The following is a 24,529-nucleotide window of genomic DNA, read 5'->3' on the forward strand; positions in this document are numbered from 1 at the left end:
CAGACTTTCTGAACAGTTAGCTAATTTACAAAGTTCAGAAACCAATAGCTAAATTAGGGGGTTAAAAGACTATGGACGGCCGGTAGCAAAGGGCCGTCGGCCCAAACAATGCATATTTACGACGCAATCATTATCGGAGGCGGCCCGTGCGGCCTCGCAATGGGGATCGAGCTGGCCAAAAGCGGTCTCGATTACCTGATCCTCGAAAAGGGAAACCTCACAGAATCCATTCGCCGCTACCCGCGACGGATGAAGTTTTTTTCCACGGCCGAAAATATCGAAATAGGCGGAATACCGTTCGCGATTTCGGATGTAAAAGCCAACCGTAATGAGGCTTTGCAGTATTATCGGAAAGTGGCGGGGTATTTCCACTTGAATTTCAGACTATTCGTGGATGTCGACCGGAGTGAAAAACAGGCAGACGGGACTTTTCTGACGTATTCGAATGATGGTCAGGTATTTCAGTCCAAAAATGTGATCCTGGCCACGGGGTATTTCGATGTGCCGCGCATGCTGAATGTGCCGGGGGAGAACCTGCCACACGTTTCGCATTATTATGATGAGCCATTTAAATACTCCTATACCAATGTGGTGCTGGTAGGCGGTTCTAATTCTTCCGTGGAGGCTGCATTGGAATTGTACCGCCACGACGCGAAGGTGACGATCGTTCACAAGGAGGCCGATTTCCGGACGAAAGTAAAATACTGGCTAGTGCCGGATGTCAAAAACCGGGTGAAGGAAGGGAAGATCCACACGCGGTTCAACTCTGTTACGCGGGCGATCGAGCCGGGGCGACTTTTAATTGAAAACATTGAAACCGGCGAGCAGGAGTGGCTGCCGGCTGATTTCGTGTTCCTGCTGGTGGGTTACCTGCCCGACGAGCATTTGCTGGCGCGTTGCGGCGTGACGCTCGATCCCGTCACGAAGGTGCCGGAGTATGATGCGGAGACTTTCGAGACGAATGTGCCGGGGCTCTACCTCTGCGGGACTGTTTTGGCAGGTGTGTTTACAGAAAAGGTCTTCATTGAGAACGGCCGGGATCATGCGGCTGCTATCGCCGATCATTTGGCAGGCCGTGAAGTCAGGAAGGTGAAGGAGCTGATTGACCGGATATGAGCTTATCCATCCACTAAAACCAGCTTTTTCCTTTTCTTTTTGGAGGAAATCTTCTCGATTTTACCAATTAAACCGTTTGCCCCAACGCCATAACCTACATTTCCTGCGAAACTGAGGGCATGGAAACCTTCGGTGCCGAGTGAAATCCAGCTTTTGCCGCGATCAAGGGAAACGCTGTTGCCGGACGGACCTGAGGCTACTAACGCATAGTTGTCCGATCGGATTTGGGTGTCGCCATTCCAGGTCGCATTTGTTTTGTGGTAAATGGCCACGGATTCTTTCAACCCGGCTGGTTTTGTCATGCCTGCTAATGTCCAGGTAATGCCTCCGTCGGCTGTGAGTAAAACGTTTTGAGTGGAATCTGTTGTTTTTTTGTAGTCGCCACCTACTGCTACTCCATTCTTTTTAGACCAGAATCTTAATCCGAAAATGCCACTGGTAGGCCCGGCGGGCAATGGCGTGGAGGAAACCTGCCAGGAGCGGCCGTAGTCTTCGGAGCGGAATACCCGGGCCATTTTGCCGCCGCCGGTACCTATGAAAGCACTTCCTTTGCCGTTGACAAGAATGGAGGTGCCGCTGGCAGCGAAACATGCTTCGCCGGGTTCAGCGGCCGGACGCTTGTCGATGGGAAGTTCCTGCCAGGAGTTGCCGCCGTCTTCAGTTGTCAAAATGAATAGTTTGCCTTCGGTTGGGTCGCCGAGGCAAATGCCCTTGTTTTTATCCCAAAAGTCGATTCCATCCAGAAAAACCCCAGGTTGTGTAGTTTGGTACACAAGCTTCCAGCTTTCGCCGCCGTCTTCGGTCTTGTAAATTTTCGCTTTGTCTTTTTCAGATTCGCCCGCGCTCATGGCGATCGCAACTTGTTTATCGAATGCGTGAATGTCGCGGAAGTCGAGCGAGTCGGCACCGGCGACTTTGTAGGTTGTCCAGGTGTGACCGCCGTTGGTCGTTTTCAAAACAGTGCCCCGTGTGCCGCCGATCCAGCAGATTGTTGGGGCTACGGCATGTACTGCGCGCATATGGATATTCGTTTTGATATCGATGACTTTCCATTGCGCCCGACTCTCTGTTGCTGTGAGAAAAGTCATCAACGGAAGTAGGACAGCAAAAAGGCCGTTTACGTAAAATCGGGACGCTGGCTTGCGAAGTGGCACAGTATTTTGTTATTTTTCAGTTCTAATGTTTTATCAACACAAAATAGGGAATTCATATGAACAAGAACCAAAAATTTTTGATTGGCTCAATCGGAGCATTGTTGACAGGCATCGCGATTGGCCTTTTGGTTGCTCCAAAAAACGGCAAAGAAACCCGCAAATTGATCAAGAGTAAGGCAAACGACCTTGGTGGAAACGCAAAGGATAAGTATGAGAAAAGCCTTGAAGAGCTTTCTCACCTCGCCGACAAGCTCAAAGACGGGTTCCTGAAAAATGTAAGTACAGCAAAAGATAAGGCAAATGGTGTGGCCGACAATGTGAGCGATAAAGTTCGCGGTGTGGTCAACAATAATGCCTAGTAACTCCGATATTCACGACATTGAAAGGGTTGTTTCCGACAAAGGAGCGACCCTTTTTGTTGTTTTAATCACGGTATTTTTGCCACTACTTCATTGATTACCTGATTAATATCGGCAGTGAAGCCCTTCGTTTTCTCGGGGATAATGCCGCTCGCGCCCCCCTGCCATACCATCCTGTTATTGGCGGCATCCACCAGGTCGATTACGATTGTGCCTTCGCGGTATTTTCCTGTCACCACTTCTTCACTTTTCCACGAATACCGGCGCTGGCCCATATAACGCGGTAGCCCGTCGGTGCGGAAATCTGTCTGCCGGGTCTGCAATTGTTCCTGCACATTCAATGCGATATTGATTTTCAGGGCGGGATCACGTGCTTCGTCCAACCCGCGGGCCTGGAGATTTTTGGCGATGGCTTCCCGGATGATATTCACATTCTTTTCAAAGTTTTTGGAAACGGTATCGCCGCTCGCTTCAATGTCGTAGAAGCCGTAGGTAGAGTAGTCGGCAAGCTTGAAGGTATCTTCTTTTTTGACTTTCAGTAGTTTATAGGAAGGGCTGCACGCGGTAATCACAAAAATGAAGCACAAAAGGGCGAGTGCCGGTACATTTCTCATAACAGCGAATATTTAGGTTAAATTATCCGATTACGCTTCCCAATTCCTTGGCGGCGGCCATGCTGATGCCCTTGTAGAACATGAATTCGGTCATCACGGCATGTTGCTCCTCTTCCGTTTTCGCATGCACAGCCTGTTGCAGACAGACCTTCATTTTCTCCTCGATGAACGCTTTTTTGAGCCTGAGAATATTGTTAAATGCCGTTCTGTCCAGTACATCTGTCTCAAAAGGCACATAAATCTCGTATTTTTCCTTCCACAATTCGCTCAATTCGTGTTTCTGCGTCAGCCATTCAATGGTAAGGTTCCTGATTTCGGCCTCGTGGTGGTTCAGGAAATAGTCGGTGGTCAGGACGTGATTCCGGTTGAAGTTTTCGCGGAACAAGGTTAGCAAATGACCGAACACCGGATCTTTCAGCTCAATCCCTTCGATTTGCCCTAGCACATACTGGCATACCGTGATGGTCGGTTCGAGCTCGCGTGCGCCGTGTACTACGAGCAGGCGCACGAATGCTTCTTCCTGGTAATGCAGTTTGGTACGCTGGAATGGTTCGGGCGCGACTTCGTCCTGGACGAACGGACTCGTCTCCGGCTCACCGGCGAACGGCCCGAAACCATCGCTGAACAACCCGTCCAGATCACCGGGTCCCTCAGGTACGAAACTATCGGGTCTCGGACCTTCCGATATTGCATTGTTTTGCCGGGGTTGCCGTTCGGTGGGTTTGGAGGTTTGCTGTTTCCGAAGCAGTTTGTTCCCCTCGGTAATCAGCATTTGCTCGTCCACCCGCAACATTTCCGATGTGCGGTGGAAAAATACCTGCCTTTTGATCGCATCGGGGATCTTGACGATGCTGTTGACAACCTCCTGGATCACTGCGGCTAGCCGGAAAGGGTCATTCCCGGCATCCTGCAACAGGATTTCGGTCTTGAAGGTGATAAAATCCTTCGAAGCCTTTTTTAAATGTTCTTTAAATGCTTCCGCGCCTACTCGCCGCACGTAGCTGTCGGGGTCTTCATTGTCGGGAAAAAGGACGACATTGACATTCAGGCCTTCTTCCAAAACCAGGTCCAAACCGCGCAGAGCCGCCTTGATACCCGCCATATCGCCATCGTAAAGAATGGTAATATTGGGTGTAAACCGACCGATCAGCCGTATTTGCTCCACGGTGAGCGAGGTTCCGGAGGACGCGACGACATTCTCGATCCCGGCCTGATGCAGCGAAATAACATCCGTGTATCCTTCTACCAGGTAGCAATGTTCAAGACTACGGATCGCGTTCTTAGCCTGGTAAATACCATAAAGCACCTCGCTTTTATGGTAAACTTCGGTTTCGGGTGAGTTGAGGTATTTAGGCTGATTTTTATCAGATTTCAGAATGCGCGCGCCAAATGCGATCGTTTTCCCCGCGATGTTGTGGATCGGGAAAATAACCCGGCCCCGGAAACGGTCGTAACCCGCGGTATTGCTGCCCTCCTTGTGAATGAGCAAGCCCGCTTTTTCAAGGATTTCGGCGGAATAGCCCTTTTCAAGCGCTTCTTTGGAAAACGAATCCCAGTTGTCGAGACTGTAACCCAGCTCAAACTTTTTCCGGATTTCATTTGTGAAGCCGCGTTCGCGAAAGTAGCTCAGACCGATCGCCTGGCCTTCCTCGCTGTTGTGAAGCTGGTGCTGGTAGAAGTTTTTGGCATAATTGAGGATGATATACAAACTTTCCCGCGCATTCTGCCGGATCGTCTCTTCGTCTGTAAGTTCTTCCTCCTCAATTTCGATATTGTATTTGCCGGCCAGGTACCGTAAAGCCTCGCCATAGCCGATCCCGTCAATATCCATGACGAACTTGATGGAATCGCCCGCAGCGCCGCAACCGAAGCATTTATAGATCTGCCTTACGGGATTGACGTTGAAGGACGGCGTTTTTTCGTTGTGAAACGGGCAGCAAGCCGAATAGTTGGCGCCCTTTTTCTTTAAGGAAACAAAATCCCCTACAACCTCCACAATGTCGGCGGCGTGCTTGATCCTCTCTACGGTTTCGGGGTTAATGCGCATAATTTTCTAATATTCAGTTCACGTGGTCGCGCAGCTTCACCGGATTCTTTGTCTTCTTATCCAGTTGCATATTCAGCAGCTCCACGAGGAAAGAAAAGGCCATTGCGAAATAGGCGTAGCCTTTCGGGATTTCGTAGTGGAATGCTTCTGCCACGAGCAGCGTGCCAATCATCAACAAAAATGACAGCGCTAAAATTTTGATAGATGGGTGATTATTTACAAAATCACCGATTTTACCGGCAAAAGCGATCATAATAAACGTCGATGCGATTACCGCGATGATCATAATCGGTACTTCTTTCACGAGCCCGACGGCTGTCAGCACGGAATCGAACGAGAAAATGATGTTCAGCAATGCGATTTGGACCAATGCGCTACCGAATGTCATCGATTTTTTGTTCGAAATATCACCGGACGGCAGCTCTTCCGGCTCGCCTTCCAGCTTGTGGTGGATTTCTTTGGTGGTGCTGTAAAGCAGGAACAGTCCTCCGCCAAGCAGAATGAGATCACGGCCGCTGAAACCATGACCAAACAGGGTCAGAAGATCTTCTTTAAGACCGATAACCCATGAAATGGCAAACAAAAGCGCAATCCGTAGCACCAGCGCAATGAGCAAGCCGTTATTCTGTGCTTTTTTTCTCTGATCAACCGGCAGTTTTCCGGAAACAATTGTGATGAAGATTACGTTGTCAATGCCAAGGACGACTTCCAGCAGGGTTAATGTTAACAAACTGATGAGCGCGTCGGTGGTAAAAAGTGATTCCATGAATGAGTTGGTGAGTGTTGGTTGCACGAAAGTAATCAGGCAGAGTAGTTTGAGCAATAATTACGCCAATTTTCCGTAAATTTGAATGATAGGGCATTTCAATAAAAATTTTTTAGGGAATTGTCCATTATTTTCTGATTAGAATTTAGAAATTCGCATCCTAAAGTTTTTTTCTGATCACTTTAGTTTGTTATTTTGCGGTATTGAAATTCAATCTGAAATTTATCTGAGCGATATATAGATATTAAAAATATAGTGTGTGTATAGTGTGAAACAGGGCATGGAAATTTTTCTATGCCTTTGTTTTTATATACTGATTACCAAATGTTTAGCATCACAGTTTAGCAGTTTCCAGATATAGTGTGATCAGTTCGCCTACCGCGTCGTATGGTGTGGCGGGTAAGGCGGTCAGCCGCCGCGCTTCTTCCAGTTTTTCCTTTAAATCAGCTTCCGAAAAATCCTGAAAAATGCTGCAAAATGGCGGCCGTTCCACTGCTGCCGAAGCCAGGACGGGGATTCCCTGCTCCCGTGCCTCGTGAATAGATAATGAGATGCCATCGGTAGTAGTGTTTCGGATGAATGCGTCGGAATGCCGGAGAATACTTCTAAAATCATGTAGTTGGCTGATAAATAGCACATTGTTTGAAATGTGCAGCCTGCGCTTTTCAATGTACGATCGGTAGTTGCCGGAAGGGTCGGATATCAGGAGTTGATATTCCGGATAATCGGCGAAGCGGGCTATCATGGCTGAAATTCCATAAGTTTCACAGCCATTCTTATCAAATGTCACATTCCACGCATTAGTGCAGAATGTGGCCTGGTAACATCTGCGCCGGGATGTGAGCGCGCTCTGCAATGCGTCGGGAAGCGGCACTGTTTCGGGGTCGGGAATGTAAGTTGAAATCAGGCGCGCGCGCGCATTGCAGCGCAGCGCCTGCGTGAGGCTCGCCCGCTCCTGTACAATGGGCACGTGCGTGAGGTAGGCCGATAACCTTACAGCCCAATTCCCCACCGCACCATACCGACCCCAGCATCCGTGATAAGTAATGATCAGTTTTTTGAATGTAATCCGACAGAATACGGCGAATAAAACCTGGATAGCCGGGTTTGAAAAATGAATGTGAATGGTGCGATGCGTTGCTATGTCAGCAAGTATTTTGCGGAGACTGGCGCGTCCTGGATCACAAAAATCGAAATGAGCCCCGACCCGTCGCAGGCTTTGTCTCAGCCGTTTCACATGCATCGTCACACCTCCGATGGGCGGGGGTATTCTTCCTATAATCAGCAGTTTAGCCATGCATCACAATAGGCTTACAGATGCTTTTTGAATAATAATACATACAGATCAGCAGCATCGGGGCAATGCAATTGATCGTGAGACTTTTGGCCGGAATGACTACCCAAACGGAGCCTACCGAATGCACAAAAAGCAGGTACGCGCCAAATGCGCCTGACAAAGGCAGATAATGGCGCCCCAACGCAGCTGTTTTATACAAACAATACCCAAGCCCAACGAAGAGCGCGTACTGATACAGCATCCCGATCAATCCCTGCTCGGCGAGAATGGTAAAAAACATCGAATGTGCTTCCCGATAGCCGGGCCCAAGAACCTCAAAACTCCCTATACCATGGCCGTAAAGGGGATTTTCAAGAAACAGCTTGTAGGCAAGATCGCGGATCTCTGCCCGGCCGCTGGTGTCTCCTAGTTTTTGAAAGGCCGGTGCGGCTGTCTGGAAATCTGCGAAACGCAATTGCCAGGAGTAGGCCAGATCCGCATTGATCTGTTGAAGCAGACTGTCGAAATCCGCGCCGAACAGAGTACCGACCAGAGCAAACCATCCGGCTTGTTTCAAATTGTTCGAGATCAATAAGGTGACAAGCAAATAGGGCAGTACGATAAAGACAGCCCCGCGCGAAAAGGATAACACTACCACGACGGTAAAAAGCAATACCAGCAAGGTTGTCAATAGAAACGTACGTGCCGAATACCCGGCATATCGCAATGCAAAAGGCCAAAGGAGTATAAAATAGGCCATTGTTACGTTGGTGTCGGAAATATTCCGCGTTACCAGCAGGTTGCTGGCTCCTTTATACTGTGCGCCGAAAAAGACCAGCCCCACTGTACCGAATGCAAGGATGAGGAAAAGGAGGCATAGCGACCGCTCCAGATCTTTTGTGAAAGAGGGGCATTCCGAGTGCATGTTGAGATAGCAGAAGTATAAAGGGAGGGTCAACAGGATCAATACGAATGCCCCGGTAATAATTCCCGGCAGATTCGGAGAAATGAGGATGAACAGGAAGTTAACGGCTATCCATGACGCGACTGCACTTTTTTCTCCGGCGGAAAGATTCGTTTTAAAGCGAACCAGCACAGATATGATGTGAAGATCGGCCAGTATAAAAGGTAGCAGTCGCCATAGGGAATTGGCGCCGGCTGGAAAATCATACTTTTGGTACAGGTGCAGAAATTGGCTCAAAATGGGAATGCTGAGCACATAAAAGAACTTGTGCTCCGATGGAACGGCCAACGTGAGTACACAGTAGGTATAAAAGCCAAAAACGAGTACCGTTTGAATTGTACTTCCGCCGAAAATGAGCAACGAGTTGAATAGCATCGAAGCTATCCACATCAGGCCGACGGATATGGCCGCCATGGTGCCCGCGGCGATGATCAACCTAACCATTCCCTGATATATTGAGCAGCCAACCGGGTGGAGTCGGGCGCACAGTGATGAATGAAAGGTTTGACAGCGTTCCCAGGATCGGCCTGAACATTGGGATCTACTAATATTTCATCCAGTTTCCGGAATAACTCCCCGCGATTGTGAACAATATGCCCGTCCAGAATTTTATACAACGGCAGTTGATGAGAATAATCATAGAATCTTCGCACTGAGCCGGCATAATGCACACTCGAGTGGGCATCGTACGCAATACTGATACATGGTTTGCGGCATGCAGCCGCATCCAGAAACATAGTGGAGGCTACTTGCACACAAACATCACAGGTTACCAACTGTAAATGCAGCATTTCGAGAAAATCGGCGGGAGGTACATGGCCCGGGTTTTCGCCGAAAGGGTGAAAAAAGTGAAGTTTTTTAATCAGACCGAAATGGGCGTACCGCTCTGGGTCATCGCCGGGATGGCATCTTACCAGGATTACCGTATCAGGCCGGCTTTCCGCATATTCGAGCAGGTCGCTGATGATATAATTCTGGCAGGAGTGGTGTTTAACGGCGCCTGTCGAGAAGAGGATAACCCGTTTCACAGGATTTTCCCAGATTGTCCCCGCCAGATTTGAATTTTGCAAAGGCCGTTCCCGGAAATAAATATCAAACCTTGGAATGCCGGTAATGCGAACCGCGGCATGGTCCCCGAACGAGGCATACAGCCGCTGATATTCCAGGGCCATCGGTTTATTCCAAACCAATACCAGGTCGGATTTCGTGTTCATGACGCCCTTTGAAGTCAGGTTGTCCCAACTGATGATGATCGAAATACGGGGTATCGTGAGCGAATTGGCGATGGTGTTTTCACGCAAGTCAAACGGTGAAGTTGAGACTACTGCCAGAAAGTTGCAAGTTGCAAGCGGCGCATAGGTATCCGGCAACGTTGTGCGACGGATCAACCAATTTCTGACAAAGGTCATTCCCAAACCGGTCAAAAGGGCTGGTAGCCGGCTTTTTCCGGATAGGAGGAAGAGCCGGTGAAAGATAGGGCTGCGTTCCGCGATTTTGATACGGATCGTTTCGATGCCGAAGTGATAACCGTGGAGCAGCGTCTGCACAGCTCGCAGCCATTTACCAAACCTTGAAATTGTCGGGACCCGCGTATCCAGTAAGCGCATATTTAATTGGAAATGCTCGTTGAAACGGTCGATGTCTGCCTTGGTCAGCAAATCCGATATGATCGAAATCCTGTAATTTTTTTCAAGCTGCCCCATAAGGCCGGAATGTATGCTGTTAAGGACCGCGAACGGGTTGGTAATCAATACGAGAATATGTTTTTGGTCTGCTCTTTCCATCGGCTGAGAAGTGTTTCGGCCTGCGTCCAATCGGCAGGTGTGTCTATGTTGATCCCCAATTCATTGTCGTTGAGCCATCCCGACAGCTTCCCGCCAGTGAGCTCACCTTTGTGGATCAGTGACGTACGTGCAATGTAAATCTCTCCGTCGCGATAGTAGGTGACGGGCAGATCCTGCCTTCGTGTGGCCTTTCTGTGATCTCTACACGGCATCGCATGTTTAAATCCGTCGGCATGGGAGGTATAAGCCCAGAAAGGGTTGAACGGATGGGGGATTTTTCGTACGGTTATAAGGCTGTCGGCCTTTTGCTGAACGATATGTCGAATGGTGTCATCGATAATGTGCGGGGTACGAAACGGGCAGGTAGGTTGGAGTAGCAATACAAACTCAAAACAATATCCATGGAGCCGGGCATAGTTCAGCGCATGCGTTACTACGTCGACCATCGGCGTGTGATCCGTTGCCAGGTGCGCAGGACGCACAAACGGCACCGTTATTCCTGGGAAACACCTCGCAAAGCTGGCGGTGTCGGGACAATCCGTGGAAACGAAAATGGTATCGAGAAGCTGCGATTGCAGGGCGGGCTCAATCGTGTATTGTATCAGCGGTGTTCCGCCTAACGGTTTCATGTTTTTACCGGGCACTCCTTTGGAACCCATTCGCGCGGGAATCAGGCCCAGTATTTTGGGAAATAATGGCTTCATGCAGGAAAAAGGTGTTTTTTGATAATGAAAGGGATGGTTGCCAGCTGCTCGGCAATGCGTTCTCCTGCATTTCCGTTGCCATATAATCTAGTGCCCGGATAATGCCCATGCGCAAGCTGGTGTCGCACGGCGGATAGGATCGAGTCGGTGTCGGGGAGACAATCTATGACATTCGGGCCCCGCTCCCGGCCCCGCTGCCTGGTTCCGATATTCACCGCGGGAATGCCCAGCGCACTACATTCCCGTATCCCCACGCTGGAATTACCGACAAAACATACACAGCCTTTCAATAGCTGAATAAAGTGATGGGATTCCATATTTTTAAAAAAATGAAAAGGGAGATCCGGGTGTTGCTCCCGAAACGCGCGTATGCCCTGAGCGGTGCCGGCTGTCCCGGGGTCGGCATTGGGCCAGAACCAAATGCTGGGCATTTTCAGGGCGGTGATGGCACGCAGGGTACTGTCGATCTGCCATTTGGAATGACCTGTTTCGGTGGTTACCGGGTGCTGCAATATGACCAGATAAGGTGCATTCAGATCCGGTTGTGAGCCGACGCCCCCATAAGTTTCATAAGGGTTGAAATTAAAATCCCTGTGCCGGTGCACCAGATCGATGGATGGGCATCCTGTGTGATGGATTTTCTGAGGGGAAAGCCCCATTCGTATCAGTCTGCTTCGCGCATTTTCGGTCGATACGAAATGCAGGTCAGCCAGTTGCGATATACTGTTCCGGATACGATCATCAATGTTGCCGGTAATTTCTCCACCTTGCACATGAGCGAGTGGAATGTTCATATTTACCGCGGCGATGGCAGTAGCAATCGTTTCAAACCGATCGGCAACGGTCACTACTACATCGGGCCGAAGGTTGGCAAAAAAGGTGGCAAGTTCAATCACCGCAAGCCCGGTCGTTTTCGCCGATGCGGTAGTGTTTTCGACATCCAGCAGGTTTGGAATAACAGCGGAAACAGGCAACTTCTCAGCTTCCAGATAGGGGATGATATTCCCGAACCTTTCAACCAGTGCACTGCCGGTCACGACAAGTTGTAGCAGGAGCCTCGGGTGATCTTGAATGGCTGTCAGGACGGTTTTGATCCGGCTGTAACTGGCCCTGGCGGTAATAACAACGCAGATTTTACGCATGGGTAAGGTGGTTTTCGGTGAGAAATTCCCATTGTGCAATGTCTCTTGTCAGGGGTTTACCCAGCACTTGCTGATAACGCGCAGCCGATACTCCGAAACCGGCCGGTTTTTTTGTTTCAAGATCGGCACATTGGATTTGCTCGCCCTTTCGCAGATCGCGATTGACAGCCAGAGACTTGCCGAAAAGGCTTTTTAGTCTTGTGAAAGCCGCATTGGCGTCTTTATTAACAGGGAAATTCAGCGCTGTTTCTATTCTCCGGACGCCCGAGATCAAAGTATTCGCTTGTCGTACGGTGAGTGATGCGGTGGCGTCGGGGTTGCTCATCCTTTTGTCGAAAGTAACGTGGAATTCCAGGATCCGGGCACCGAGCGCGGCAGCTGCCAGGCAAGCGTAAACATCCCCGGAGTGATCCGAAAGACCAATAGGGACCTGGTAACGCTGACTCATTTCATACAATACGTTCAATCCCCACTGATGCGGCTTGGCAGGGTAGGCGGTCGTACATTGGAGCACGGAAACCGTACTTCCCCGGGATTGCAGGAATGCGACGGCCCTGTCGAGCTCCGCCCAGGAGCTCATTCCGGAAGAGAGTATGACGGGCTTTCCGGTTCCCGCTATCTTGTCGAGCATGGGCAGGTTATCGACCTCGCCAGATCCAATTTTAAATGCGGATACCCCGATTTTATGAAGGAGATCCACCGCGGCCAGCGAAAATGGGCTTGCAAGGAAGTCCAGCCCGGCTTTTTCGCAGTGCTTTTTAAGTCCGGCCCATTCTTCCTCAGAAAACTCCATGCCTTTCCAGTAATCAAAGCGCGAACCGTTCTGATAGGGTATTTTGATCCGGAAATCTTCGTAAATACTGCTTTCCGCCTCGGCGATATGGACCTGGAACTTGGCGGCATTCGCTCCTGCGTGCGCAAGTACATCTATGTACGAATGCGCGAGGCCGATGCTGCCCTCGTGAGCCTGGCCAATCTCTCCGATAATGTAAATCTGCTGTTTCATAGGTGTGTTTGTTCATTGGTTGGGTAGATATTAATAGTAGTTGTATTGATAGTGTCGCAAGTCACGGGTGCCGTTGAGGACGATATATAAATCAGATAGTTGGCGTTCATCCCGGGCTTTCCGTATATCGGCGAGCTGGTGGACGAAAGTGAAATGTTGGCGGACAATGTATAAGGTCATGTCGGCATGCTGTCCGAGTAGTCGTGCATCGGCTACGAGGCCGACAGGCGGGCTGTCCAGCAGCACATAATCGTACCTGCTTTTAAGGGTTGAAATAAGCTCTGCAATCTTGGGCGAGAGCATTAATTCGCCAGAGCCGGGGAATGGTGCGCCAGCGGCAATAAAATCAAACGGGTGCACTATGCCACATTTTTGAATGAGGGGCATGCCTCCTTGTGTAATACATTCGGTTATGCCTTCGGTTCGTAGTTTCAGGAGCTGGGCCAGCGTTGGTTTTCGGAGGTCGAAGTCGATGAGCAGTACCTTTCTACACGCAAGGGTAAGGGAGCGTGCGAGGTGCGTGGCGACGAATGATTTTCCTTCATTGGCCATTGCGGATGTAAGGAGGATCACGGCGCTTTGCCGTTCCCTGACGACAAACTGGATATTCGTCCGTAATGAACGGAACTGTTCATTGATCAGGCCGCGGTTATCAGCCTTTTTCGGCCATGTAGACGAACTTTGCTGGCTGATTTCTCCGATTATCGTGGCGTCACATTGCTGGATAATATCCTCTTTCGATGTGATCTTATTGTTGAATATCTGCCCGACATAGAGCACGCCGATAGGTGCCATCATGCCCGCTAGGAAAGCTACCAGCATAGTAAGTTGCCGGTTGGGATAGGCAGGTACCGGACTGACTTTCGGTGGATCGATCACCCTTGCATTGGCGATATTTGCCGAGCGGGAAATCGCGGTTTCCATGCGTTTTTTCAGCAGAAACAAATACAATTCCTGCTGAATGCCCTGCTCACGGGATTGCGACAGTAATGCTCGCTGGCGCCCGGGCAATTGGGAGATTTCCGCGTTGAAGCCCATACCGTATTCACGTGTCGCGGCTATGCTTAGCGCAAGTTCCTGCCTTTGATGCCGTATTGCCTCCAAAAGGCCGTCTCTCAGCGCTGCCAGCTGATTGTCCAACGTCTTCACTTCGGGATGCTGCGGCGTGAGTGACGCAAGGGCCTTTAAGCGCATTAACTGCATTTCATTGTATTTCCCGACTAACGTAGCAAAGTTGTCGTCCTGAGGATATAACGTGGAGGGAATCGCCGTTGCTGGTTTGTCGTGCAGATGGGCTTCCAGTAGCCGGATAATTTTCAAATGCATTGCCAATTCCCTTTCGCTTGACGCATTTACAGTAAGTCTTTCAAGTGCCTGACGGCCGTCTTCCACAAGATCGATCGCCTTGTGGTGCTTGCGGAAATGCTCGATATCTTTTTCAACTTTGATCAGTTCGGACGAAACGCGCGTCAGATTCGCATTGATGAAGGCGATCGTGTTATCTGCTATTTTGTTTTTTTCTTCAATACTTGCCTTCTGGTACCGGGCAATCAGCTGCGTCAAAATGGCTTCACCCTTCTTTGGCAGGGCATCCTGTATGGACAGATTGACGAGGCTGGCAGTTTTGTTCGGGGCCTGAATTCCCAGAACACGTGCATAGTCGCTCAGGACTGTTTCACTTCGCGATATTTCGAAAGAATACTGGTATCCGAAAGCAGGTTTGAAATCGGTGGTATCGATGATAGCCAACCCGTGCGGCAGTTTTAGCTTCCTGCCAAACGTGCCCTTGTAGGCTCCACCAGGGGTTTGAAGTGTGAAGGAAATGCCGCTTTCACGAATAATACGATAGATTCCCGGTTTCGCAGTCCGTGGTTCTAAAAACCTGACCTTGTATGGCGTTTTTTCATAAAGTTCAGCTGTTTTGAGATGGCCGGAAGCGAAGTACTGCGTGGTTAAATGCAGGTCTTCAATGACCTGGCTTAGCAGTGTGCGGCTTTTGAGTATTTCAATTTCGTTTTCAGCGCTGCTGGTAGCGTCAGGAAGTCCCAGTTCTGTGAGAAGGGCATTTTCATGAAAATCACTACCTCTCGAATCGTCGCGCACCAGTAACGAGGCTGTAATGTTGTAATGCGGTGTTTTGTATCGCAGGAACGTCAATCCGAGCAATGTCGCCAGGCAAGGGGAAATGAGAAACCAGTACCAGCGGAACCGGATCGCTTTCCAGAGCCGGTGATCAGCCCAGTCGTGAAATGGTGTGAAGTTCGCTATCGGAGGTTTGGTTGCCAGCATTGCATACACGTTTTGGTCGGTATGATTTAGACGCTGACTTGTGATTTTGGTAACGCAACTTCTACAAATTTTTTTTCAAAAGTTTTCCAAAAAGCAAAAAGCCCTGTCTCAGTACATTGAAACAGGGCTTTTGAGAAAAAACATTTTTCAGGAATCGAAATGTACTTTCACTTTTTTGAGTGCCGATGCAACCACCTGATGCATGTCGTAGTAGCGGTATTCTGCCAGTCTTCCGCCAAAAATAACATTCGGTTCTTCGGCCGCGAGGGCTTTGTATTGATTGAACACTGCCGTGTTTTTATCATCATTCACCGGGTAATAGGGCTCTGCTCCCTGCACCCATTCCTGCGGGTACTCATGTGTGATCACCGTTTTTGGCTGCGTACCAAATTCGAAATGCTTATGTTCGATAATCCGGGTGAAAGGCGTTTCGCCATCAGTGTAGTTTACCACTGCATTCCCCTGATAATTTTCCTGATCCAGCAATTGATTTTCAAAGCGCAAACTGCGGTATTCGAGCTGGCCGAAGCGGAAATTGAAATATTCGTCGATAGGACCCGTGTAAACAATGGTTTCTGCAAGGGCCGCAAGTGATTCCCTTTCCTTGAAAAAATCCACTCCCAGGCGAACGTCCACATCTTTCAACAGGCCTTCGGTCAGTTTATTATAGCCGCCGATCGGGATGCCCTGGTAGCGGTCGTTGAAGTAGTTATTGTCGAAAGTAAACCTGACGGGGAGCCGTTTGATAATGAATGCGGGTAATTCGGTAGCTTTTCTACCCCACTGTTTTTCGGTATAGGCTTTGATCAGCTTCTCGTAAATATCGGTTCCTACCAGTGAAATGGCCTGCTCTTCCAAATTTTGCGGGTCTTTAATACCTGCTTCTTCCACCTGATGACGGATTTTTTCCTTCGCTTCTTCCGGCGTGCGCACTTTCCAGAGCTGGTAGAAAGTGTTCATATTGAATGGAAGATTATAGAGTTCGCCGTTGAAATTGGCTACCGGGGAGTTGGTATACCGGTTGAACTCCACGAATGAGTTGACGTAATCCCAGATGTCCTTATCATTCGTGTGGAATATATGTGCTCCGTATTTGTGGACATTGATGCCTTCGACGTTCTCGCAATACACATTTCCGCCAATATGGTCGCGGCGATCGATAACGAGACATTTCTTTCCGCGTTTGGTTGCCTCATGGGCAAATACCGACCCCCACAAACCTGCACCTACTACCAGATAATCATATTGTTTCATTAATTCCCTGTTGCGTTGTTATGATGTGGCTAATTGATTTCTGTAAATGAGCGTGTGAATATATTAAAAAGAGAAAGGCTCCCGACGGGAGCCTTTCTCTTTCAGTCGTTTCTTCAACTATTAGGGAAGAAGTTTCAATTCTACGCGACGGTTTTTCTGCAAACCTGTGCGGGTTGCGCTGTCTGCGATAGGTTTGAATGATCCGAAGTAGTCTACGATCACTTTGCTTGGGTCTGTCAGACCAGCTTCATTGATCAGGTAATTTTTCACTGCGTCCACGCGGCGTTTTGAAAGCGAGATGTTGTAACGGTCAGATGCACGACGGTCGGTGTGACCAGCCAGTTGCAAGCGGCATCCGTTTTTGTTCATCAATTGTGCTACGTTTTTAAGCAATTCCTGGAATTCAGGTTTCAATACGTTTTTGTCGGTATCGAATGTTACGTTAGCAAAGATCTCGGAGCATGCTGCACCTGTTGCCAATGCATTTTTCACGTAAGAATCGAAGTCGAGTACACGACCGGCACCATCAACAATGCTTCCTGCTGGTGAGTTTGGCTCTTTATCGAAGAAGTCGGATACACCGTCACCGTCGGTATCAAGCAGCAAACGTGGGTCGATATCTTTTGGACGGTTTGCTTTTGCAACCGAGTCCATTTCTTCGAGTGTAAGGATTTTCGGTGGTTTAACCAGTACACGTGGGTCTGTGTAGCGCAGGTGGTAGTAACCGCCTTCATCCGGTTTGTAATCCCATTTGCCATCCACTTTCGCAACTTTCAAAGGCTTTTTGCCCAATTTGTAAGTTACCTGGATTGCACCGTATCCGTAGCTGTCAAGTTCCGAGTTTCCTTTGTGGGAAGTTTTGACCTGATCTTTGATCTCAACATTGTTTGCAGTTCTGTCGTAGTCTCCGCCGTAAGTAGCATCGAGATAGTCAGAGTTGGTGTGGTTCAAACGGAAGTCAACACCGATGTCGATTCTTGGCGTTACTTCATAGTTAATGTTCAAACCGGTTGGAACGATCCAGTCGTTCATTTTACCTGTTTTGCGAAGCTCGACACCGCCTGTCAGGTCATATGCCGTGGCGTCGTAAAACACCTGACCGATACCTGCATACGCATCGATTTTCCAACGCTTCATTTTGTTGGGACCCATCAGGAGCCCTTTCAGGTTGACCGTTCCTGAAACCGAGACGTCGAAGTAGTTGCCTTCAAAATAACGGTTATAGTTACGACGTTTCATACCTCTCAGGTTCCCCAAAGACGCGTCCAGACGAGCGCCGAACAGGTAGGAAAGTTGTTTGTTCAAAGTGAGGCCTCCTTGAAAAGTTCCGGATTCCTTGTGGCTGTCAGAGTTTGTTTTGGTAACAGGCCAGAAGTCATATTCTCTTAAATCGCCAAAAAACAGCGTCGGGCCAAAGTGTGCGGAAATTGACCAGGTGTTCAATTTGTAGGGGCCATCGTACGTCGCTTTTGGATTGTAATCCGGAGAATTCGGTTGCACCAGCGGCTGTGCGAATGAAGGCAGCGCCATCATTGCTCCCAAGGCAAACGAACCAATCAACTGGGATACTTTTTTCATACTATTCAAGTTAGCGTTATTAAGATTAACTAGGATTGATCTATATCCAATTTTATGAGTAAAGTTATATATTGTTTTCACGGCTAATCGCAACATTAACCAAATGCCTAGTGCGCACAAAAATAGGTTATCAATATCACTTAATCAACCGCAAGTTGATACAAATGGAAAAGTTTCCTGATATTTAATTCAAATTTTACCCGAAAGAAACCTCCTTTTTTGAACTTTCAAAGCCGTTGATTCAATTTTTTTTCCATTTCCCGCTTCCAGGAAGTGAAAGTTCCGTCAATAATTTTCTCTCTCGCGCTGTTAACCAGCCACAAATAGAATGTCAGGTTGTGAATACTCGCGATCTGCGCCCCGAGCATTTCGCCCGACTTCACCAGGTGCCTCAAATACGCCTTACTGTAAAATGTACTAACGTGCCCTCCGAGGCCTGAGTCTATCGGTGACAAATCATCCTTCCACTTTTCGTTGCGGATGTTGATAATTCCTTCTGTTGTAAAAATCATGCCATTACGTGCATTACGCGTCGGCATTACGCAATCGAACATGTCCACGCCCAAAGAAATGCATTCCAGAATGTTCGCAGGCGTGCCTACGCCCATGAGATAGCGCGGCTTGTCTTTCGGTAAAATATCGCACACCACCTCCGTGAGCTCGTACATGATCTCGGCCGGCTCGCCTACCGAAAGCCCTCCGATCGCATTCCCCTCACGGCCAGCAGATGCAATAAACTCCGCCGATTGCTTGCGGAGGTCTTTGTAAACACTTCCCTGAACGATGGGGAACAATGTCTGGCTATGGCCGTAATGCGGTTCGGTACTGTCGAAACGGTTGCAGCAGCGGGTGAGCCAGCGGTGTGTCATCTCCATCGACTTCCTGGCATAGGTGAAATCGCACGGGTAAGGTGTACATTCATCGAATGCCATGATAATGTCTGCCCCGATCGTCCGCTGGATATCCATGACGTTTTCGGGGGTGAAGGTGTGTACGCCACCGTCAATGTGTGACTTAAATACCACACCTTCTTCATTTATCTTACGGCCGGTTCCAGCCAGCGAATATACCTGATAACCGCCGCTATCGGTCAGTATCGGCCTGTCCCAGCCGTTGAATGCATGTAGCCCGCCCGCCTTTTCGAGAATGTCGAGCCCGGGGCGGAGATATAAATGATAGGTGTTTCCTAATATGATCTGTGCCTTGACATCCTCCTTCAACTCGCGCTGATGAACCGCTTTCACAGTTCCCGCTGTACCCACGGGCATGAAGATAGGCGTCTGGATTACCCCATGATCCGTCTCGACCAATCCTGCCCTCGCTTTCGAATGGGGATCCTCAACTTGTAATGTAAACTTCATTAAAAGGTTTTAAATTGCTGGTGTGCAAAAATAGGGGGAACGTCTCGAACATTCCTGTCAATGACAGTATATTTGCATGAATATGGAAAAATTTTACATCTCTCTTCTATTGTGGCCGATTCTTTACTCTATGCGCTAGGAGCGTTTGTAGCTGTTCAGTTATTCTATTATCTCTTCTTTTTTACACGGCTGGCATTTTACGGAAAAGGGGCAAATTATGGCAATGCCATGCCCGGAGTAACCGTATTGGTCTGCGCCTGGAACGAAAGGGAGAACCTGACGGAGCTCATTCCACTGCTGGACGCGCAGGAATATCCAGAATATGAGGTGATCCTGCTCGACGACCGGTCCGATGACGGGAGTGAAGAGTATATCCGCGAGAATATCAACAGCTGGAAGCACATCCGCTACATTCGTATCAACGATCAGTTCAACCACGTCACGCCCAAGAAATATGCGTTGACCGTTGGAATGAAACAGGCCAAATATCCCATCGCGCTCATGACCGACGCCGATTGCCGTCCCGCTTCGAACCACTGGATCACTGCCATGACCTCCCGGGTAAACGAGGACAAAGATATCGTACTGGGTTTTTCACCTTATTTCAGACAAAAGGGGTTGCTTAACTGGTTTATTCGCTGCGAAACTTTCTACGCGGCCGTTCAATACCTGTCTTTCACACTCGCGGGAGTGACCTACATGGGCGTTGGGCGTAACATATTATATAAGCGCTCCGTCTTTTTCGCCAACAAGGGCTTTTACACACACAAACATGTATTCGGTGGTGACGACGATATTTTTCTGAATGAGGTAGCTACCAGCACCAACACCACCATATCGATCGAGGAAGATTCTTTCGTTTATTCCGTCCCCAAGACCAATTGGAAAGACTGGTTCCGGCAGAAGCGTCGGCATATTTCGGTGAGCAGGTATTACAAGCCACGTAACAAGGTTTTACTCGGAATGCTTTCTGCCGCACACATTGGTACCTGGTTTTTGGGGCTGTTGATATTGGCCTGGGGCCTGATCGTGAAAGACATCCTGTTGCTGCAATACCTCGGTATCATTTTCGGCGTAAGATGGGCCATTCAATGGTTCCTCCTTATCATTATTAATATAAAGCTGGATAAAACCGTGGAGTGGTTCGGCTTTTTACTGATGGACTTTGCGCTTTTTATTTATTACCTCGTTTTCGGGTTTTTGACCATGACGAGCAGAAAACCCCGTAAATCATGGAATTGATTGATAAATACTTCCCGGACCTTACCGCTGACCAGCGTGATAAATTCGGGCAAATGGGCGAATTATACGAATACTGGAATGCCCGGGTGAATGTGATCTCTCGCCAGGATATCGATACCTTATATGAACGTCACATTCTGCATTCGCTGGGTATCGCGAAAGTGCAGCAGTTCAAACCGGGTACGAACTTGCTCGATGTCGGCACAGGCGGCGGCTTTCCGGGTATCCCGCTGGCCATTATGTTCCCCGAAGCCCAGTTTCACCTCGTCGACAGCATTGGCAAGAAAATCCGCGTCGTGCAGGAGATTGTAGACGCGTTGAAGCTCGACAACGTGCGTGCAGAGCAGGTACGCGCCGAGAAGCTGGACGACAATTATGAATTTGTCGTAAGTCGTGCCGTGACGCGCATGGCACCTTTTGTAGGCTGGGTGAAAAAGAACATCAGCCGCAACTCCTTCCACGACCGTAGGAACGGTATTTTATACCTCAAAGGCGGCGACCTGGACGAAGAACTCTCCGAGATCAGGGAAAAGCCGCAAATTTACGCGCTTTCCGACTTTTTCGGGGAGGAATTCTTTGAAACTAAGAAAGTCGTATACGTACCTTTGTAAGCATTCATTTATCAACCTATTCAAAATATGAACGAGCGATTCAGCGCCAGTGGGCTCATGAACCCCTTTTTTCCGGATGAAGTCACTTTCGGAGAAAAAGGCGTAACCTTCAAAGTCAGGAAACTTTTCAAAAGCAACGATAACTTCGTTTTTTATTCCGACATCTCGGGCGTAGAAATTGAGAGTGGTGTGTTCTTTTCGACGATCCGGGTCATTCCGCGCATGCGTCCTGAAATAATTATCAATAATTTTACGAAGGGAGATGCCAAGAAAGTCAAGGAGTTAATCCTGGCGAAAGTGCAGGCGTAACATTTTTTTGAGGTTTGGGCTTGCGCTGTATAAATCGATTTCTTAGATTTGCACCACAATTCGAGTACAACAACCGGATAATGATTCCCGAATAGCTCAGCCGGTTAGAGCATCTGACTGTTAATCAGAGGGTCGCTGGTTCGAGCCCAGCTTCGGGAGCTTGAAAATGAAGCACTTACGAGATAAAACTTGTAAGTGCTTTTTTGTTTGCAAACATTTTGGGCCAAGTCAAAAAGGATCAGCGCCAAAACTTGGGATCAAGTCCTAAACTTGTGGAGTGCACAAGATTTAATCTCAAAAATATCTGTCTGTGCTTAAGTTTTTTGGATTGTGCTAAAATCAACCGGCTGGTTTCAGGGAAATAGCATTATTTCTTGCATAACCGATAATAAGAGTTGCCGGTAGGAATAAGCATATAACAAACTGAAAGTGATGCAGGTACTAGTTCCATAGCGCCATGCGTAAGCTACGGAATGGCCCTGGTAGTTAACCAGTTTACCAGATACCAGCACCTTATTTGGGCATTCCAAACAGCATTCTTTTATATGGGACCATTTTTTATGATAGCACGTTGCCGCCCTCATAGTGTCGACCTAGGCTATTTTTTACCTCCTGAAATTTTTTCGTCCAATTTACTTTGACTCAAAAATGTCCTGTAATCCTTGATATTCAGCATGTCGTGCAGAGCCTTTTTCTTATCAGCTGCCTGGTCATAATAAGCCTTGCAGATTTGATACCCTACCCAATAGCCTAAGTCGGCAGGACGGTCCGCTGTTTCCTGACTGCTATTGCCAATCCAGTTTGAGTAACGATCCAGATACATCTCCTTTTTGAACTCTTCCCAAACCTTCCGTTCATTTCCAATGGCCCAGGCGTGGAGGCGCTGATTTGCCGTCCTGCCGCTGATCAGTTCTCCGATGAAATCGGCCATACCTTCCTCGATCGCATAGCGCAGCAAGATGGTGTCAGCGGCCATGTTGTTCTGTTGTACATGCACCAGTTCGTGCGCTACCACATGCTTTAATTCATTAAATGGCAGCATGTTTTTTTTCTGCCATAAATTCAATTCATGGGTTGGCGTATCCTTGTTCGCTGCCTGCATATCGACCCCCATGATGGAGCCATAACCAGTGACAGTTCCACCTGAGCTCCATCCTCCGATGACGAAAGCGACATTAGGAAAAGTGGCGGGTGTGTACAAGTGTTTCAGATTCCGGAATATAACACGGAGGGAATCCTCCAAAGTGCTAACCTGTTCCGTGTTAGCACGGATACTGGCGTAATATTCAGGCATGATTTCAAGGTTGTGGACAAAACCTTTGACGCCGCCGATGTTTGGCGTTTTTATCCGGTAGTATTCCTGCAAATCGGGAGTGCCTTTCTCGAAATATTCAGTAAGAAACAACTTCTGAGCGTTAGAAGAGTCTTTTTTATATCGGTCATAAACTTTCCAGAATAGCGCTATATCGCTCGTGATCACCGCAGCCCGCTCGGGATCACGCTGCGCGTCTTGTTTTTCGGTCATATAGCGAAGCAGATCTGAATATGTCTGATACTTCCGAACCGCCGCCAAGCCAGGTTCAGACTCTATCCATTTTCTATTACTAAATCCATACAATTTCACAGCCTTTTCAAGGCTGGCCAGTGCGCTATCGGGCATTTGAGCCATGGCATAGAAATAGGTGGCATTTACCGCTGGTTGTCTTTTATATGCCAGCATTCTGCGGGCCTCCCCCTCGGCATGATAGTTTCTGGCAGCTCCTTTATAGTGCTTTGCTTCACCCAAACTGTCTGCGAGCTTTTGATATTTGTCTGCTGCCTGATTGAAATCCTGTGAAAAAATCTTGGTGGTTAAAAGAAGCGAAATTGTCAGTACACATGCCTGAACGACCTTCAATTTAACAGGATAACGCATTTTAAGATTGTTAAGTAAATTTCGAATAGACGCTAACCTAAATCTAGGTGAAACAAAAGGTAAAAGTAAGTTACAACTATATGTAACAACAAGCAAACCGGTCAGTTTCTCTGCGGATTACAATTTTGAGTTAATTGACCACTTGGGTATTAAACCGCTGGACAATAAGTGGTGTTGAATTCATTTTCTGAAATGGTTTTGATCCCCGTTGCCAGATCGTTGGCCGTTATCTTGCCAAATCCCAGGAAGCCCTTGCCTGTGCGTTGCAGCTTACTTGCTTCATAGTTATATTGAATGGTGTTAATGCCCCCCGATCCCATTCTGCAATTTGAAATCGGAAACGGCGTAGAGCGGTGGCTGGATCGCGTTGAATGGGTAAGCGGTGAGATTTCCCCGGATATGGAAGCCGTTTTCATCCGTGAGCTTCTTGTAAACCCACTTGGTAACATGGTTGTAGCCGTTTTTACTTTTTCAAGAAGATTCTCTCTGCCTTCTTTTTTGAAGTAAAAAAGATCCATTTTTACATTGATGATCTTGAAATTGGCGGTGTCAGCCCGGTGGTCACAGTTGAAATCGCCGATCATTGGAAGGGGCGCACCCAGATTTACTGCGTAAGTGCTATTTACACAATAAAAATTAACCCCGGTACTTGAATAACCCTTTCCATAGTAGACATCGAAATTCGAAGGTGCCGCTATTTGCCACCCGTGATAAATGTCCGATTTGCCATCTCCGTTGATATCGGCAATACCCAGCTGATCGCCTGTGAAAGGATCGGTATCGGGAGTTGTGTTAAATGTAAAAGGCGATTCATAGAAGCCTACACCATTAGAGATAACTACTTTCAAGCTCCTGAAGTAGTTGATTCGGCCAGGATATCCGTTTTTCCGTCGCCATTAAAATCGCCAAAGTAGCTTAGGTGGTCTTTGGTTAAGTAATTGGTTGAGAAATGGATCCGGCGTGCCGTCCACCCATCGAAGGTAAAAACCGTGAACAAGCTCCCCGCTGCTATCGAAGATGAAAACGTTTCTACCGTCA

General features: G+C 48.3%; 21 protein-coding genes and 1 tRNA gene. 6 read left to right on the plus strand and 16 right to left on the minus strand.

Features of this window, described 5'->3' with window-relative positions; translation table 11 throughout:
* Positions 1-108 precede the first annotated feature (108 nt).
* The gene (locus tag AAHB90_RS18005; RefSeq protein WP_342086585.1) at positions 109-1,116 is read left to right on the plus strand and encodes a YpdA family putative bacillithiol disulfide reductase; all 1,008 of its coding nucleotides are present in this window, start codon (positions 109-111) and stop codon (positions 1,114-1,116) included.
* A 2-nt stretch (positions 1,117-1,118) separates the two neighbouring features.
* Here the strand turns inward: AAHB90_RS18005 and AAHB90_RS18010 are convergent, their stop codons facing one another.
* Positions 1,119-2,135 carry a WD40/YVTN/BNR-like repeat-containing protein gene (locus tag AAHB90_RS18010; protein ID WP_342086586.1) on the minus strand — a complete coding sequence of 339 codons (1,017 nt, stop codon included), beginning with the start codon at positions 2,133-2,135 and terminating at the stop codon, positions 1,119-1,121.
* Between the two features lie 191 nt (positions 2,136-2,326).
* Here AAHB90_RS18010 and AAHB90_RS18015 point away from each other — a divergent pair, with 191 nt between their 5' ends.
* Positions 2,327-2,629 (plus strand): YtxH domain-containing protein, encoded by a 303-nt coding sequence (locus AAHB90_RS18015; RefSeq protein WP_342086587.1) that lies wholly within the window; start codon positions 2,327-2,329, stop codon positions 2,627-2,629.
* A 68-nt stretch (positions 2,630-2,697) separates the two neighbouring features.
* Here AAHB90_RS18015 and AAHB90_RS18020 read toward each other — a convergent pair whose 3' ends face one another.
* From AAHB90_RS18020 to tgt, 13 genes are all read right to left on the minus strand, one after another.
* Positions 2,698-3,243 carry a DUF4136 domain-containing protein gene (locus tag AAHB90_RS18020; protein WP_342086588.1) on the minus strand — a complete coding sequence of 182 codons (546 nt, stop codon included), beginning with the start codon at positions 3,241-3,243 and terminating at the stop codon, positions 2,698-2,700.
* Between the two features lie 22 nt (positions 3,244-3,265).
* Positions 3,266-5,290 carry a DNA primase gene (gene dnaG, locus AAHB90_RS18025; RefSeq protein WP_342086589.1) on the minus strand — a complete coding sequence of 675 codons (2,025 nt, stop codon included), beginning with the start codon at positions 5,288-5,290 and terminating at the stop codon, positions 3,266-3,268.
* A gap of 13 nt (positions 5,291-5,303) precedes the next feature.
* Positions 5,304-6,056 carry a TerC family protein gene (locus AAHB90_RS18030; protein WP_342086590.1) on the minus strand — a complete coding sequence of 251 codons (753 nt, stop codon included), beginning with the start codon at positions 6,054-6,056 and terminating at the stop codon, positions 5,304-5,306.
* Positions 6,057-6,390: 334 nt separating this feature from the next.
* The gene (locus AAHB90_RS18035; RefSeq protein ID WP_342086591.1) at positions 6,391-7,353 is read right to left on the minus strand and encodes a glycosyltransferase; all 963 of its coding nucleotides are present in this window, start codon (positions 7,351-7,353) and stop codon (positions 6,391-6,393) included.
* Positions 7,346-8,740: an O-antigen ligase family protein gene (locus tag AAHB90_RS18040; protein WP_342086592.1), complete on the minus strand. Its 1,395-nt coding sequence runs from the start codon at positions 8,738-8,740 to the stop codon at positions 7,346-7,348. The genes AAHB90_RS18035 and AAHB90_RS18040 overlap by 8 nt, the downstream gene beginning before the upstream one ends.
* Positions 8,728-10,080, minus strand: coding sequence for a hypothetical protein (locus AAHB90_RS18045; protein WP_342086593.1), 1,353 nt, complete (start codon positions 10,078-10,080; stop codon positions 8,728-8,730). Before AAHB90_RS18045 ends, AAHB90_RS18040 begins: the two co-directional genes overlap by 13 nt.
* A complete protein-coding gene (locus AAHB90_RS18050; RefSeq protein ID WP_342086594.1) occupies positions 10,044-10,784 on the minus strand; it encodes an acylneuraminate cytidylyltransferase family protein in 741 nt (246 codons plus the stop codon). Before AAHB90_RS18050 ends, AAHB90_RS18045 begins: the two co-directional genes overlap by 37 nt.
* Entirely contained in the window at positions 10,781-11,926 is a 1,146-nt protein-coding gene (neuC, locus tag AAHB90_RS18055; RefSeq protein ID WP_342086595.1) for a UDP-N-acetylglucosamine 2-epimerase, read from the minus strand. The genes AAHB90_RS18050 and neuC overlap by 4 nt, the downstream gene beginning before the upstream one ends.
* A complete protein-coding gene (locus AAHB90_RS18060) occupies positions 11,919-12,932 on the minus strand; it encodes an N-acetylneuraminate synthase family protein (RefSeq protein ID WP_342086596.1) in 1,014 nt (337 codons plus the stop codon). Before AAHB90_RS18060 ends, neuC begins: the two co-directional genes overlap by 8 nt.
* 30 nt (positions 12,933-12,962) lie before the next feature.
* Positions 12,963-15,221, minus strand: a complete 2,259-nt coding sequence (locus AAHB90_RS18065; protein WP_342086597.1) for a GumC family protein — start codon at positions 15,219-15,221, stop codon at positions 12,963-12,965.
* 147 nt (positions 15,222-15,368) lie between these two features.
* Positions 15,369-16,475: a UDP-galactopyranose mutase gene (glf, locus tag AAHB90_RS18070; RefSeq protein WP_342086598.1), complete on the minus strand. Its 1,107-nt coding sequence runs from the start codon at positions 16,473-16,475 to the stop codon at positions 15,369-15,371.
* A gap of 120 nt (positions 16,476-16,595) precedes the next feature.
* Positions 16,596-18,053 (minus strand): OmpA family protein, encoded by a 1,458-nt coding sequence (locus AAHB90_RS18075; protein WP_342086599.1) that lies wholly within the window; start codon positions 18,051-18,053, stop codon positions 16,596-16,598.
* Positions 18,054-18,280: 227 nt separating this feature from the next.
* Positions 18,281-19,414, minus strand: a complete 1,134-nt coding sequence (gene tgt / locus AAHB90_RS18080; RefSeq protein WP_342086600.1) for a tRNA guanosine(34) transglycosylase Tgt — start codon at positions 19,412-19,414, stop codon at positions 18,281-18,283.
* Between the two features lie 60 nt (positions 19,415-19,474).
* On the opposite strand from tgt, the gene AAHB90_RS18085 reads away from it, so the two are divergent.
* The 4 genes from AAHB90_RS18085 to AAHB90_RS18100 all read left to right on the plus strand — a co-directional run bounded on the left by AAHB90_RS18085 (position 19,475) and on the right by AAHB90_RS18100 (position 21,735).
* Complete coding sequence (locus tag AAHB90_RS18085) at positions 19,475-20,656, plus strand: glycosyltransferase (RefSeq protein ID WP_342086601.1); 1,182 nt, start codon at positions 19,475-19,477, stop codon at positions 20,654-20,656.
* Positions 20,647-21,267 (plus strand): 16S rRNA (guanine(527)-N(7))-methyltransferase RsmG, encoded by a 621-nt coding sequence (rsmG, locus tag AAHB90_RS18090; RefSeq protein WP_342086602.1) that lies wholly within the window; start codon positions 20,647-20,649, stop codon positions 21,265-21,267. The genes AAHB90_RS18085 and rsmG overlap by 10 nt, the downstream gene beginning before the upstream one ends.
* A 27-nt stretch (positions 21,268-21,294) precedes the next feature.
* Positions 21,295-21,576 (plus strand): hypothetical protein, encoded by a 282-nt coding sequence (locus AAHB90_RS18095; protein WP_188938409.1) that lies wholly within the window; start codon positions 21,295-21,297, stop codon positions 21,574-21,576.
* Between the two features lie 85 nt (positions 21,577-21,661).
* Positions 21,662-21,735, plus strand: a tRNA-Asn gene (locus AAHB90_RS18100).
* Positions 21,736-22,174: 439 nt separating this feature from the next.
* Here AAHB90_RS18100 and AAHB90_RS18105 read toward each other — a convergent pair.
* Both AAHB90_RS18105 and AAHB90_RS18110 read right to left on the minus strand, forming a co-directional pair.
* Positions 22,175-23,587 carry a gliding motility protein GldB-related protein gene (locus AAHB90_RS18105; RefSeq protein ID WP_342086603.1) on the minus strand — a complete coding sequence of 471 codons (1,413 nt, stop codon included), beginning with the start codon at positions 23,585-23,587 and terminating at the stop codon, positions 22,175-22,177.
* A 53-nt stretch (positions 23,588-23,640) separates the two neighbouring features.
* Positions 23,641-24,339: a hypothetical protein gene (locus AAHB90_RS18110; RefSeq protein ID WP_342086604.1), complete on the minus strand. Its 699-nt coding sequence runs from the start codon at positions 24,337-24,339 to the stop codon at positions 23,641-23,643.
* Positions 24,340-24,529 lie beyond the last annotated feature (190 nt).

Source organism: Dyadobacter sp. OTU695, assembly GCF_038440355.1.
Taxonomy (GTDB): Bacteria; Bacteroidota; Bacteroidia; order Cytophagales; family Spirosomataceae; genus Dyadobacter.

Excerpts from the sequence above, each read along its gene's own strand:
- AAHB90_RS18005 (WP_342086585.1), top strand. The coding sequence starts at position 109 with ATGCATATTTACGACGCAATCATTATCGGAGGCGGCCCGTGCGGCCTC.
- AAHB90_RS18010 (WP_342086586.1), bottom strand. The coding sequence starts at position 2,135 with ATGCGCGCAGTACATGCCGTAGCCCCAACAATCTGCTGGATCGGCGGC.
- AAHB90_RS18015 (WP_342086587.1), top strand. The coding sequence starts at position 2,327 with ATGAACAAGAACCAAAAATTTTTGATTGGCTCAATCGGAGCATTGTTG.
- AAHB90_RS18020 (WP_342086588.1), bottom strand. The coding sequence starts at position 3,243 with ATGAGAAATGTACCGGCACTCGCCCTTTTGTGCTTCATTTTTGTGATT.
- dnaG (WP_342086589.1), bottom strand. The coding sequence starts at position 5,290 with ATGCGCATTAACCCCGAAACCGTAGAGAGGATCAAGCACGCCGCCGAC.
- AAHB90_RS18030 (WP_342086590.1), bottom strand. The coding sequence starts at position 6,056 with ATGGAATCACTTTTTACCACCGACGCGCTCATCAGTTTGTTAACATTA.
- AAHB90_RS18035 (WP_342086591.1), bottom strand. The coding sequence starts at position 7,353 with ATGGCTAAACTGCTGATTATAGGAAGAATACCCCCGCCCATCGGAGGT.
- AAHB90_RS18040 (WP_342086592.1), bottom strand. The coding sequence starts at position 8,740 with ATGGTTAGGTTGATCATCGCCGCGGGCACCATGGCGGCCATATCCGTC.
- AAHB90_RS18045 (WP_342086593.1), bottom strand. The coding sequence starts at position 10,080 with ATGGAAAGAGCAGACCAAAAACATATTCTCGTATTGATTACCAACCCG.
- AAHB90_RS18050 (WP_342086594.1), bottom strand. The coding sequence starts at position 10,784 with ATGAAGCCATTATTTCCCAAAATACTGGGCCTGATTCCCGCGCGAATG.
- neuC (WP_342086595.1), bottom strand. The coding sequence starts at position 11,926 with ATGCGTAAAATCTGCGTTGTTATTACCGCCAGGGCCAGTTACAGCCGG.
- AAHB90_RS18060 (WP_342086596.1), bottom strand. The coding sequence starts at position 12,932 with ATGAAACAGCAGATTTACATTATCGGAGAGATTGGCCAGGCTCACGAG.
- AAHB90_RS18065 (WP_342086597.1), bottom strand. The coding sequence starts at position 15,221 with ATGCTGGCAACCAAACCTCCGATAGCGAACTTCACACCATTTCACGAC.
- glf (WP_342086598.1), bottom strand. The coding sequence starts at position 16,475 with ATGAAACAATATGATTATCTGGTAGTAGGTGCAGGTTTGTGGGGGTCG.
- AAHB90_RS18075 (WP_342086599.1), bottom strand. The coding sequence starts at position 18,053 with ATGAAAAAAGTATCCCAGTTGATTGGTTCGTTTGCCTTGGGAGCAATG.
- tgt (WP_342086600.1), bottom strand. The coding sequence starts at position 19,414 with ATGAAGTTTACATTACAAGTTGAGGATCCCCATTCGAAAGCGAGGGCA.
- AAHB90_RS18085 (WP_342086601.1), top strand. The coding sequence starts at position 19,475 with ATGACAGTATATTTGCATGAATATGGAAAAATTTTACATCTCTCTTCT.
- rsmG (WP_342086602.1), top strand. The coding sequence starts at position 20,647 with ATGGAATTGATTGATAAATACTTCCCGGACCTTACCGCTGACCAGCGT.
- AAHB90_RS18095 (WP_188938409.1), top strand. The coding sequence starts at position 21,295 with ATGAACGAGCGATTCAGCGCCAGTGGGCTCATGAACCCCTTTTTTCCG.